This window comes from Acinetobacter pittii ATCC 19004 = CIP 70.29 (assembly GCF_000369045.1).
GTDB classification, from domain to species: Bacteria; Pseudomonadota; Gammaproteobacteria; order Pseudomonadales; family Moraxellaceae; genus Acinetobacter; species Acinetobacter pittii.
The window spans coordinates 467,963-480,488 of the sequence record NZ_KB849786.1; the positions used below are offsets into that span (position 1 = coordinate 467,963).

General features: G+C 37.8%; 11 protein-coding genes. 9 read left to right on the forward strand and 2 right to left on the reverse strand.

What is annotated here, in order from left to right; all coding sequences use genetic code 11:
* Nucleotides 1-179 precede the first annotated feature (179 nt).
* Nucleotides 180-359: a hypothetical protein gene (locus F928_RS06455; RefSeq protein WP_002118942.1), complete on the forward strand. Its 180-nt coding sequence runs from the start codon at nt 180-182 to the stop codon at nt 357-359.
* Between the two features lie 30 nt (nt 360-389).
* Here F928_RS06455 and yedQ read toward each other — a convergent pair whose 3' ends face one another.
* Entirely contained in the window at nt 390-1,829 is a 1,440-nt protein-coding gene (gene yedQ / locus F928_RS06460) for a sensor domain-containing diguanylate cyclase (protein ID WP_005073176.1), read from the reverse strand.
* A gap of 175 nt (nt 1,830-2,004) precedes the next feature.
* Nucleotides 2,005-2,796: an A1S_2505 family phage non-structural protein gene (locus F928_RS06465; protein WP_002118650.1), complete on the reverse strand. Its 792-nt coding sequence runs from the start codon at nt 2,794-2,796 to the stop codon at nt 2,005-2,007.
* Between the two features lie 179 nt (nt 2,797-2,975).
* Here F928_RS06465 and uvrB point away from each other — a divergent pair, with 179 nt between their 5' ends.
* From uvrB to proB, 8 genes are all read left to right on the forward strand, one after another.
* Entirely contained in the window at nt 2,976-4,997 is a 2,022-nt protein-coding gene (gene uvrB / locus F928_RS06470) for an excinuclease ABC subunit UvrB (RefSeq protein WP_005073179.1), read from the forward strand.
* Between the two features lie 93 nt (nt 4,998-5,090).
* Complete coding sequence (blc, locus tag F928_RS06475) at nt 5,091-5,678, forward strand: lipocalin family protein (RefSeq protein WP_005073182.1); 588 nt, start codon at nt 5,091-5,093, stop codon at nt 5,676-5,678.
* 110 nt (nt 5,679-5,788) lie between these two features.
* Complete coding sequence (gene rarD, locus F928_RS06480; protein ID WP_080632635.1) at nt 5,789-6,736, forward strand: EamA family transporter RarD; 948 nt, start codon at nt 5,789-5,791, stop codon at nt 6,734-6,736.
* A gap of 216 nt (nt 6,737-6,952) precedes the next feature.
* The gene (gene gap / locus F928_RS06485) at nt 6,953-8,410 is read left to right on the forward strand and encodes a glyceraldehyde-3-phosphate dehydrogenase (protein ID WP_002118702.1); all 1,458 of its coding nucleotides are present in this window, start codon (nt 6,953-6,955) and stop codon (nt 8,408-8,410) included.
* Nucleotides 8,411-8,559: 149 nt separating this feature from the next.
* A complete protein-coding gene (locus F928_RS06490) occupies nt 8,560-9,285 on the forward strand; it encodes a hypothetical protein (protein ID WP_005073189.1) in 726 nt (241 codons plus the stop codon).
* An 11-nt stretch (nt 9,286-9,296) separates the two neighbouring features.
* Nucleotides 9,297-9,971, forward strand: a complete 675-nt coding sequence (locus tag F928_RS06495; protein WP_005073191.1) for a hypothetical protein — start codon at nt 9,297-9,299, stop codon at nt 9,969-9,971.
* A 179-nt stretch (nt 9,972-10,150) separates the two neighbouring features.
* Nucleotides 10,151-11,371 carry an Obg family GTPase CgtA gene (gene cgtA, locus F928_RS06500; RefSeq protein ID WP_005073192.1) on the forward strand — a complete coding sequence of 407 codons (1,221 nt, stop codon included), beginning with the start codon at nt 10,151-10,153 and terminating at the stop codon, nt 11,369-11,371.
* A 15-nt stretch (nt 11,372-11,386) separates the two neighbouring features.
* Nucleotides 11,387-12,520 (forward strand): glutamate 5-kinase, encoded by a 1,134-nt coding sequence (gene proB / locus F928_RS06505; protein ID WP_002118789.1) that lies wholly within the window; start codon nt 11,387-11,389, stop codon nt 12,518-12,520.
* Nucleotides 12,521-12,526: the final 6 nt, after the last annotated feature.

Sequence of the window (12,526 nt, forward strand, 5' to 3'; positions counted from 1 at the left end):
TAAAAAGCATACTATCTTATCGCAAAAATTAAGCAATTTGCGGATACGGGTATTTTTAGATGTAAAAAAGTTTAATTTAAGAAGATTCTTGTTGCTGTTTTACTCAATTGAAGCTTTTTTGAAAAGAAATGATAAAAATCATTTATAATAGGTCGCAATCGAAATTTCGAGAATGAATCATGACTGAGCAACAGCCAAAACAGAAAAAGGCTTTGGTGAAATTGCCATTCCCAATGCCGAATGAAAGCAATCAAGCAGATGATGCGGTACACAACCAAGTGCGTCCAAAACCAGAGCAATATGCGGATAGAACATGGATGCCTCCACGTGGTACGCGTCGTTCTATGGGAAAACGCTAATTTTTGAAAAACAGGCAATATGCCTGTTTTTTATTGATTGAATAAAATTTCTTGATAATAACTTTTTTTCTTTTGATACATGTGATGGTCTGCTCGTTTTAACATGTCCTCAATCTGTTCATTTGTTTGAGTGGTTGCATGTCCAATTGCAATACTTACTGGATGGCTTGAATAATATTGATTGTCGATATTAAAAAGCTCCTGAATCGTTTGAAGCATAATTTGAACGTGCGCTTCATCTGCACCTGGCATTAAGATCACGAACTCATCACCACCGATTCTGGATGCAGTATAGGCTGTATTTGAAATAGCCTGACTTAAAATATTTCCAACACGGCGTAATAAACCATCTCCAATATCATGCCCAAACTGGTCATTTGTTTCTTTTAATCCATTCATATCTAAAAAAATTGAAGAAACTGGTCGAATAATACTTCGATTTAAACGATTAAGTTCCTCTGTAAAAAAAGCACGGTTATATAGTTTAGTAAGAACATCGTGTTGCCCTAAATATTCAAGATAGTTTTCCGCTTTTTTCCGGGCAGTAATATCTGTCAGCGCAACTTGCACTAATCCCCAAGTCTCTTCATATCCCGGAAAAACGGTAAATTGAAGCAAGACATTTCTTATTTGGCCATCTAAAGCGTAGTTAACGGCTTCACGTTTATGATGGATATTACCTTGCCATAACTCGATGAGTTGTTCTCGAAAGGTTTCAACCATTTCTTCAGCAAAAATCTTATGTGTATTCCTTAAAAGTGTCGACTTATCAGGAGCTTTAAATAAATCTATCGTGGCCTGATTAACATCTAAAATTAAAATATCTTCTACACACTGGCGGACAAACTCAGGATGAACATCTAGAAAAGTTCTGAAGTCTTCAATTCCCAATAGCCTAAGTTGATCAATTCTATTTTTTATACGGCTGAAATCCTCAACCCAAAGCGAAGTAGGCGAGTAGATAAACATAGATTCAGCTAGGCGGCGATTTTTTTCTTCCTGTCGAAGTGCATTTTGATAAGGGGTAATATCTTCTGTAGTAATTAATACACGTTCAAAGGTAGATTCAGAACCAGGTAAAATAGACCCTCTTAACTGAACATCAATACGTTTGCCTGATAAGGTGTAATTCACGGTAGTGCTTGAAAAATGGGTTTTGCCATTCCATAACGCTTCAAGCTCATAAATATGTGATTCGAACATTTCCTTTTTAAAAATAAGATTCAAATTTGAATATAGTTCTTCGCGTGTTGTTGCTTCAAAAAGTTCCAAGGTTTTTTGGTTAACACGAATAATTTTAATTTTATGAGCGCATTCGATAACTAAGTGTTTATTTTGATTTAAAAATTCATGAAGGTTTTCAATTCCTTGCTTTCTCCATAAATCAAATTGTTGTTTAACTTCACTGAAATCCTCAATCCACATCGGAATTGGGCTAAGGTCAAAAATCGAAGAATCTAAAGTTTCCATATGTTTCTTTAAGTATTCAGTTTGCCTTAAAGTATAATGAGAAAAATTAAGATTTGGGAGGATAAAGAGTTTAAATATATTAGAATAATTAAAAATAAAAGGATTAAATGTAATTAAAAATAAAATAATGAGAAAGCAGAGATTATCTGCTTAACTCATAAATTCATAAGAAAACTTAACGATTAATCGGGTGATCAATGTTTTTTTCACCACGCCATAACTTAATAAAATCTTGCTCATCAAAATCGTAAAGTTCCATCAGTGCAACAACTGCACTTACAAAAATCATGGCACCTTCAGAGTTTCCATGAAGATTGAAAATTTTACCGTTTAACTTCCCTAAAATATCACTAAGCTCATGATCACGGCCTCGTCCATAACGATCTCGTGGATACAACTCTTCATTTAAGACAATAAGAGCTATTGCTTTTTCAGCATCTGATAAATCAGTTTTATCTAAAGCTTCTTCAAATGATTCACTGCCATGATTAAAGTAAAAAATAACTTCATCATTAATGAAACTTTGTACCATCTTTTGAGTTAAAGTTGGAAATTGAGATACTGCATTATCTTCTACATAGGGTTTAAAAGATTCCGGAAAGATAACGTTGTGATAAATCCCTTTAAAAAGAGGAGCGATTTCAGAAACTTTATAACCCGCAATGCCACAACCTAATGCAGTAATGAAATATTTCATTTTAGGATGATTTTTTGTGTATATCTTAAAGTCTTCAACATAATGCTGAATTTGTGAAAGTGGCATTTGTTGAATGTGTTCATTTAAAGTTGGAATTGCAAAGCTTTGACCAGCCCAGCCACGACCTACACCTTCAACTGCTCCGAAGTGCTGACTTGCAACGCGCGCTGCACCACTACCGTGTTGTCCAGCAAGATTACTTCCAAATACAAAAACTGTATCTTCGGGAAGTTCGGTTACAATACTTTCATCATGATATTGATAGGTCATGGTTATACTTTTTGTTTAATGGATAGCTTCATGTTGCAACCGATTAGGGTATTGGTCAAGTGTTAAGATGCTTAATCTTTTACATTGAATTTCCAGCTCAATTTAGACTTTAAATTAAGATAAAAATCCCCATTAAAAGGGGAGACGTTAAATTCAATTTTTCATAAAGAGAGATAACTTTGAACGAAAATCAACCTTTTGATTTGGTCACTCATTATCAGCCAGCAGGTGATCAGCCACAGGCCATTGAAAAGCTGGTAAATGGTATCGAGCATGGTTTTCGTAATCAGTTATTGCTGGGTGTAACTGGCTCGGGTAAAACCTATACCATGGCGAATGTGATCGCTCAAACACAGCGACCTACAATTGTGATGGCTCATAACAAAACTTTGGCTGCCCAGCTTTATGGAGAGTTTAAAGCGTTCTTCCCTAATAATGCGGTTGAGTATTTCGTAAGTTACTATGATTACTATCAACCCGAGGCTTACGTTCCATCCTCAGATACTTTTATTGAAAAAGATGCTGCCATTAACGATCACATTGACCAGATGCGACTATCAGCAACACGTGCTTTATTAGAGCGTCGTGATGCAATTATTGTGGCCTCGGTTTCTGCAATTTATGGTTTGGGTGATCCAAATGCTTATATGCAAATGTTACTGCATGTGGTTGAGGGCGACCGTGTAAGTCGTGATGAAATTATCCGCCGTTTGGTTGAAATGCAATATACGCGTAATGAACTTGAGTTCTTACGTGGTACATATCGAATTCGCGGCGAAATTATTGATATTTTCCCTGCCGAATCTGATCAACATGCGATTCGTATTGAACTATTTGATGACGAGGTCGATTCGATCCGTTGGTTTGACCCGTTAACGGGTAAAATGGTCCGTAAAGTTCCACGTGTTACGATTTATCCAAAAAGCCACTATGTAACGCCGAAAGATCATCTAACTCGTGCTATTGATACAATTAAAGATGAGTTACAAGATCAACTTAAATTCTTCCGTGAACATGACAAATTGCTGGAAGCCCAGCGTATTGAGCAGCGTACCCGTTATGATTTAGAAATGATGCAACAGTTGGGCTATACCAATGGTATCGAAAACTATTCACGTCATTTATCGGGCCGTCCAGCTGGTGAAGCGCCTCCAACTTTATTTGATTATGTACCAGAAGATGCATTACTGATTATTGATGAGTCACACGTTACAGTTCCGCAAATTGGAGCGATGTATAAAGGTGACCGATCACGTAAAGAAAATTTAGTGAATTACGGGTTCCGTTTACCAAGCGCACTTGATAATCGACCAATGAAATTTGAAGAGTGGGAGCGCATTGTACCGACGACCATTTTTGTCAGTGCAACACCTGCTAAATATGAGCTAGAAAAGTCTGACCAAGTGGTTGAACAGGTGGTACGTCCAACAGGACTAATCGATCCTGAAATTGAAGTTCGTCCTGTATTAACTCAGGTTGATGATGTTCTTTCTGAAATTAATATTCGTAAGAACCTAAATGAACGTGTATTGGTGACCACTTTAACAAAGCGTATGGCGGAAGATCTGACTTCTTATTTAAAAGAATACGGGGTTAAAGTCGCTTATTTACACTCGGATATTGATACGGTTGAACGTGTCAAAATTATTCATGAGTTACGTACAGGTGTATTCGACGTTTTAGTCGGTATTAACTTGTTGCGTGAAGGTCTCGACATGCCAGAAGTTTCTTTAGTTGCTATTTTAGATGCAGATAAAGAAGGTTTTTTACGTTCAGAACGCTCACTCATTCAGACAATTGGTCGTGCCGCGCGTAACGTGAAAGGTAAAGCAATTTTATATGCTGACCGAATTACTGATTCTATGCAAAAAGCAATAGATGAGACTGAACGCCGTAGAGCTAAACAAATCGAGTTCAACGAGTTGCATGGTATTACGCCACGTAGTGCTGTTCGTCAGGCCATCAAAGAAATTGATTCAGGTGAAGTACTTTCAGATGACGAAATTGATGAAAAGGTTCTTGAACAGGTACAAGCTTTAAGTGCGGATGAAAGACATATTCTCTCAGATCCAAAATTGTTTAGTAAGCATATTACTAAACTGGAAAAAGAGATGTTAAAAGCCTCGAAAGATTTACAGTTTGAACAGGCAGCGCGGATACGTGATCAAATCATTCGACTAAAAGCGCAAATGTTGCAATAAACGAATACATAACGCTACATAATGTGTTTAAAAAACAAGCTACTGTAGATATTTGAGTTCTTTTGTATTCACAACTAATCGTTGAGGGCAACAATGGCATTTCGAAATAATGTTCCGCAAGCCAGTTGGCGTTTGGCTAAAATTGCGTTGGGCGGTGTCGTTTTGGCTGGTTTGGCTGTTGGAACCTATGTCTATGCCCAGCCGAAACCCTTACAAACTGTCTATAAAGTTGAACTGGACCGATATCTAGGTGTTTGGTATGAAGTCGCGCGTAAGCCTGCATTTTTCCAAAAAAAATGTGCTTATAACGTATCTGCGACCTACACCTTAAACGAAAATGGAAATGTAGTAGTAGATAATCGCTGCTACGATAGTAGAAAACAATTACAGCAATCTATCGGGGAGGCCTTTGTGGTTAACCCGCCATATAACACCAAATTGAAGGTAAGTTTTTTACCGGAAGCTGTAAGATGGATTCCGGTAATTCGTGGGGATTACTGGATTTTAAAGCTAGATGAAGACTATCAGACTGTTTTGGTTGGGGAACCTTCACGTAAATACCTTTGGGTGCTATCAAGAGACCCTCATCCAGAGCAAGAAGTGGTAGATGAATATTTAAATTATGCAAAAACATTAGGTTTTGATATTCGAGATATTATTCGTACAGAGCATAAAGAATAGTGGTATATGTCTGTTTAAGAAAAAACCATGTTTTTACATGGTTTTTTCTTTTTTATAGTGGATAAATCAAGTATTGTAGTGAGTTGTTTTTACTAAAGTCTAAGAGGTTAATGATGTTTAAGGGCGTGATCTTGTCTGTCATGGCATCATTCACTTTTGGTGTACTTTATTTTTATACTCAATTATTAAGCCAGCTAGATAGTGAGCAAACTTTTGGATGGCGGATTATTGCAACACTACCGTTCCTTACTTTATTTATGTGGTGGAGTGGTGATTTAGCCTATATCAAGAATATCTACCAACGTATTTTGGCTAAGCCTTCTTTACTATTATTATTAATCACAACCTCTATTTTAACCTCAGTACAACTTTGGCTTTTTTTATGGGGGCCGATGCATGGACGTGGGCTACAAGTATCTTTAGGTTATTTCCTATTACCGCTAGTTCTGGTCTTAGCTGGAAGTGTGCTGTATGGCGAAAAAATATCAAAATTTCAATGGGTGGCGATTGTTCTTGCAGTCATTGGGGTTAGCCATGAAATTTGGCGTTTAGGAAGTATTGCTTGGGAAACAGCATTGGTTGCAGTTGGATATTCTGCCTACTTTTTATTACGCAAGAAAATTAAAACAGACAACTTAGGCGGCTTCTGGTGGGATTTAGTCATTATCATGCCGGTTGCAATTTATTTAACACATACAGGTTTACTGCCATATAGTAAGTTTTTTGATCAGCCTACGCTAAGTTTGGTGATTATAGGACTTGGAATTTTAAGTGCTATTGGCTTAGGAAGTTATATTTTAGCAAGCCGTTTTTTACCTTTAGTTGTGTTTGGCCTGTTAGGATATTTAGAACCAGTATTACTTGCTTTAGCTTCTTTAGTTTTAGGGGAAAGCATTGGTCAAGAAGAATGGTTCACTTATATTCCGATTTGGTGTGCTGTTTTTGTACTCGTTTTAGAAGGGGCAATTCATCTTTATCAACAACGGCAAAAAGCCCAAAATCTGCAACTTAATATCACGAAATATCAAAAAAGATTAAAAAATGATGAACTCAAGTAGGTCGTCAGAACCTAAAAAGTAAGAAAAAGCAAAAATTTAGCTGCTTTAAACAATAAGATAATAAAAAATAATTATAGGTATTTTATGAATTTATGATGAATTTTAGGAAAATCTAGTCCCTAACGTCAGCTTTTGATTCATTCTTGCCAATAATTCCATTACAATTACGGGGTTTTAAAAATCACGCCTAGATATAATTAATTAGAGGACGTATCTGTGAGCAAAGACACTATCATCGCCCTGCACGCTGAACACCAAGGCCGTTGGAAAAACCGTGAAGAAATCGCGGAACGTATGATTGCATTAATCGGTCAATTATACCGTGAAAAAAATATTGTCGTATCTGTTTACGGTCGCTCTTTAATTAACCGTTCTGTTATCCAAATTTTGAAAACTCACCGTCGTACACGTGTTGTAGACGTTGAACTTTCTGTTGTAAACACATTCCCAATTTTAGAAGCTTTAGCAAAAGTTGAAAATATTGGTTCTGCAGAAGTTGATATCGGTAAACTTGCTGTTGAATATAAAGAAAAAGGCGGTGATGTTGATGCTTTTGTTGCTCAATCAGTTGAGTCAATCAAAGGTAGCGCAACTTCTGAACAACCTAAAGATGTAGTTCTTTACGGTTTTGGTCGTATTGGTCGTATCTTGGCTCGTTTAATCATTAGCCAATCAGGTTTAGGTCGTGGTTTAAGCCTTAAAGCAATCGTTGTACGTAAGTCTTCTGACGGTGACTTGGCAAAACGTGCTTCTTTACTTCGTCGTGACTCTATTCACGGTACTTTCGCTGGTACAATTTCTGTTGATGAAGAAAATGAAGCAATCATTGCTAACGGTAACTTCATTAAAGTGATTTATGCGTCTAGCCCAAGTGAAGTTGACTATACTGAATACGGTATTGAAAATGCACTTTTAATCGACAACACTGGTAAATGGCGTGATGCTGAAGGTCTAAGCCAACACTTGAAATGCCCAGGCGTTGCACGTGTTGTATTGACTGCACCAAGTAAAGGCGAAATGAAAAACGTTGTATTTGGTGTAAACAACACAGATATCTTAGATGAAGACAAAATCATCTCTGCTGCAAGTTGTACAACAAATGCAATTACTCCAATTCTTAAAGTATTGGATGACAAATATAAAGTTCTTAACGGTCATGTTGAAACTGTTCACTCATTTACAAATGACCAGAACTTAATCGATAACTACCATAAAGCAGATCGTCGTGGCCGTGCTGCTACTTTGAACATGGTAATTACAGAGACTGGTGCAGCTAAAGCGGTTGCTAAAGCATTACCTGCATTGAAAGGTAAATTAACTGGTAACTCTGTACGTGTTCCTACACCAAACGTATCTCTTGCAATCTTGAACTTAACACTTGATAAAGAAGTTGATCGTGAAGAAGTGAACGAATACATTCGTCAAATTTCGATTAACTCTAACCTTCAAGGTCAAATTGGTTATACCAACTCGACTGAAGTTGTATCGAGTGACTTTATCGGTTCTCGTACAGCAGGTGTATACGATGCTCAAGCAACGATTACTTCTGGTAACCGTTTAACTGCTTACGTTTGGTACGATAACGAAGTTGGTTATAGCTGTCAGGTATTACGTATTGCTGAACAAATGTGCGGTGTAAGCTACAAAAAAATCCCAGCAGAATTGAATGCTTAAGATCATTTAACGATCTATAAAATATTTTCACAAAAAGACCCAGTTTAGACTGGGTTTTTTTACAACCGTACAAAATATATGCTGACTATTTTTTGTAAATAAATGAGAATACAAATTAAGGAAAAAAAGAAAATAGTAAGGGATAGGAATTGTCGCAGTTTAAACGTTTGTTGGTCGTTTTTATATTCATCATTATTGCCAATTTATGTGGTGTACTCATTGCAATATGGGTATTTAAGCACTTTAATATTTATATTCCACTGAAAAATCAGGCAGTTGCTATTGATTTACAAGAGCCTCTACAGGTTAAGGTTAAAGTACAAGATGCTTTAAATGTGGATGTAAAGGGGCGCGTAAATGCCAGTATTCCAATTGATGAGAAACTGAATATTCCTTTAACACAAACATTAACTCCGCGTGTTTACTTCGATAATATGGTGCCGATTAGTACAACCATTCCAGTCAAAGAAACATTAAAAGTTGAGCAAAATCTACCAATTGATACCAAGGTTCAGGTGCGTGTTTTGGGGCGTGATATTACGTTGCCATTAAAAGGAACGATTCCATTAAAACTTGATGTGCCAATTGATATTAATGTCCCGCTTGAGCAAAAGGTTCATTTAAAATTTGATGCCCCAGTACGCACGGTATTAAAAGAAAATCTACATATTCCTTTAAAAGCAAGATTAGATACGAATATCCCAATTGAGGGTAATTTAAGTGTACCTGTTAAAACTGCATTAAATGCTTCGGTTGATGTGAAAAATACTCTGCCTGTTAAGATTGCAAATGGTGAGTTAAAGATTCCTCTGTCCACTATGCGATTAAATCGAGTATTAGGTTCAGAAACATCACAAGACACAGCTGATCAATAGGGTGAATGCTAATGTTCCGTTCACTCAAGAGTATGTTAATCAGTTTCTTTTTAATGATGATACTTGCCGCTATTATGTTTTGGGTGTATCTCAATATTCAAGCAAATTTAGTCGTTTCGGCTCATAATGCCGATATTAGTTTACCTGACTCTTTAGAAACAAAGATCCAAGTTGGTAATACTTTGCAGGTTCAGTCTATTGGTAAACTTGATACAACATTAGATATAGATCGCCAATTAACTTTACCTCTAAAAGGGAAATATTTAGCAGATTTAAATTTTGCCGTAGAAACACCTATTACGGTAAGTGTCGATTATTCAACGACTCTAAAAATTGATCAGGTTATGCCTTTAGAAACCACCACAGATTTGGTTTATCAAAGTAAGTTTTTACCAAAATTTCCCCTTAAATTAGATATTCCTATTAAATTAGATGTGCCTTTTAATTTAAAACGTAGTTATACCGTTCCCGTTAAAATTGTTTTTGATGGTCCTGTTTATTTTGAATTCGATGAACCCGTAAATTTATCGGTGAAACATCAGTTTAAACCAAGCCTAAACGTAAATGATCCTATGGAAATGGGTAATGTCTCGTCATTTAATGCCATCATGTATAATTCTGTGCCAAAAACAAAAGCAAATCTTGATATGCAAATGACCTTACCTCTGCGCAATGTTCATCCTTGATAATTAAATAAATTGGCTAAATTTTATTTTTTATAAGGATCCTATTTGCAAAACTAAAAGCATCTGCTGGATTAAAGATAAAACAGATCGTTATAAATGGAATTGTTCCATTTTCTATTCGAGAATTTTATGAAAATATGGCAGAATAGGCGGTTTTAGAGTTTTTAGAGGATTGGCAGATGCGCTTTGTTGATGAAGCAGTCATTACCGTAGAGGCTGGCGACGGTGGCAATGGCGTAGCCAGTTTTCGCCGTGAAAAATTTGTACCATTTGGTGGCCCAGATGGTGGTGATGGCGGACGTGGTGGAAGTATCTATATTCAAGCTGATGACGATACAAGTACGCTAGTCGATTACCGTTACACACGTAAATTCCGTGCTGAGCGTGGAAAAAACGGTGCAGGTGCTAACTGTACTGGACGTGGTGGTGAAGATGTGGTTTTAAAAGTACCCGTTGGTACAACAATTGTTGATACAGATTCAGGCGATATTATTGGCGATTTGGTTGAAGACGGCCAAAGAATTCTGGTTGCTGGTGGTGGTGAAGGTGGTTTAGGTAACACTCACTTTAAATCATCAACTAACCGAGCACCGCGTAAATGTACGACTGGTACAAAAGGTGAGTTCCGCGAAATTCGTCTTGAATTAAAAGTATTGGCAGATGTTGGTTTGCTGGGTATGCCAAATGCCGGTAAATCTACTTTCATTCGTGCTGTAAGTGCTGCAAAACCAAAAGTGGCAGATTATCCATTTACAACCATGGTTCCAAACTTGGGTGTAGTCGATGCTGACCGCCATCGTTCATTTGTAATGGCTGATATTCCAGGGTTAATCGAGGGTGCAGCAGAAGGTGCAGGTTTAGGAATTCGTTTCCTTAAACATTTGGCACGTACTCGTATTCTTTTACACATTATTGATGTACAACCAATTGATGGTTCAGATCCAGCACATAATGCAAAAGCGATTATGAATGAGTTGGCTAAGTTCTCACCAACTTTGGCTAAATTACCAGTTGTTTTAGTACTCAACAAACTTGATCAGATTGCTGAAGAAAGCCGCGAAGAGTGGTGTCAGCACATTCTACATGAACTAGAGTGGACTGGACCTGTCTTTAAGACATCGGGCTTATTAAGCGAAGGTACAAAAGAAGTTGTGTATTACTTGATGGATCAGATTGAACAACAACGTGAACGTGAAGTTGAAGATCCTGAATACGCAGCAGAAGTAAGAGCTTTCCGTGAACAACTAGAAGTTGAAACACGTGAACAAACCATTGCGGCAAAAGAAGCATATCGTGCAATGCGTCGAGCACAACGTCTCGAAAGCATGATGGACGATGATGATGATTTTGACGATGATGAAGACGACAATGATGTAGAAGTCATCTACGTTCGTGACTAGAAAACCGAGGGAAACATGATAGAAGTGGTCGATGGGCAACGTCAGCTCAGTGAGTGTAAACGAATCGTTGTTAAAATCGGATCATCTTTACTTACAGCTAATGGGCAAGGTTTAGATCTAGATGCTATTTCGCATTGGGCGAAACAGATTGCAGATTTGCACAATGCCGGGCACGAGATTATTTTAGTGTCATCAGGAGCTGTAGCAGAAGGTATGGTTCGTATGAAGCTTGCGAGTCGACCCACCGATCTACCCAGTCTACAAGCCTGTGCTGCAATTGGGCAGATGGGCTTAATTCATACTTGGTCTAGTGTGCTTGAAAACCACGGTATTCGTACTGCTCAGGTTTTATTGACTCATGATGATTTGGCAGATCGCCGTCGTTATCTGAACTCGTGTGATGCTTTGCAAAACTTGATTGATTGGCGTGTGATTCCTGTCATTAATGAAAATGACACTGTGTCTACCGACGAGATTCGCTTTGGTGATAACGATACTTTAGCTGCTATGGTGGCAGGTCAGGTTCACGCAGAATTGCTGATCATTTTAACCGATCAGCAAGGTATGTTTGACTCAGATCCGCGTCATAACCCTGATGCTAAATTACTCTCTACTGTTCGGGCTATGGATGATGATTTATTCGATATGGCCGGCGGTGGTGGCGTGCTTGGGCGAGGTGGGATGGTCACTAAAGTTCGTGCTGCGCGTTTAGCTGCTAAATCGGGCTGCCCAACCCTCATCGCGAGTGGCGAAAGTGATAATGTCTTATCACGTGCGATGGCAGGTGAGATGCTAGGCACTTTGTTTACTACAGATAAAGACCGCATGACTGCTCATCAACAGTGGCTCGCTGCTCATTTACAAACAGCAGGTCGTCTTGTGATTGATGATGGTGCTGTTGAAGCGATTAAATTGAAGCATCGCAGTTTGCTCCCTGTTGGAGTTAAAAATGTTGAAGGACATTTTGATCGTGGTGATGTGGTTGAATGTGTCGATAAACAAGGTAAACGTATTGCGGTAGGTCGAGTGAACTTTAGCTCACGATCAGCCGAAATTATTAAAGGCTTAGCCTCAGATAAGGTTTATCAAGTGCTTGGTGAAGCTCGTTCACTTGAAATGATTCACCGTGATCATATGGCAATTTATTAAGTTTTA

Coding starts and splice junctions, on each gene's coding strand:
- F928_RS06495 (WP_005073191.1), top strand. CDS start 9,297: ATGTTCCGTTCACTCAAGAGTATGTTAATCAGTTTCTTTTTAATGATG.
- cgtA (WP_005073192.1), top strand. CDS start 10,151: ATGCGCTTTGTTGATGAAGCAGTCATTACCGTAGAGGCTGGCGACGGT.
- rarD (WP_080632635.1), top strand. CDS start 5,789: ATGATGTTTAAGGGCGTGATCTTGTCTGTCATGGCATCATTCACTTTT.
- yedQ (WP_005073176.1), bottom strand. CDS start 1,829: ATGGAAACTTTAGATTCTTCGATTTTTGACCTTAGCCCAATTCCGATG.
- F928_RS06455 (WP_002118942.1), top strand. CDS start 180: ATGACTGAGCAACAGCCAAAACAGAAAAAGGCTTTGGTGAAATTGCCA.
- F928_RS06465 (WP_002118650.1), bottom strand. CDS start 2,796: ATGACCTATCAATATCATGATGAAAGTATTGTAACCGAACTTCCCGAA.
- proB (WP_002118789.1), top strand. CDS start 11,387: ATGATAGAAGTGGTCGATGGGCAACGTCAGCTCAGTGAGTGTAAACGA.
- blc (WP_005073182.1), top strand. CDS start 5,091: ATGGCATTTCGAAATAATGTTCCGCAAGCCAGTTGGCGTTTGGCTAAA.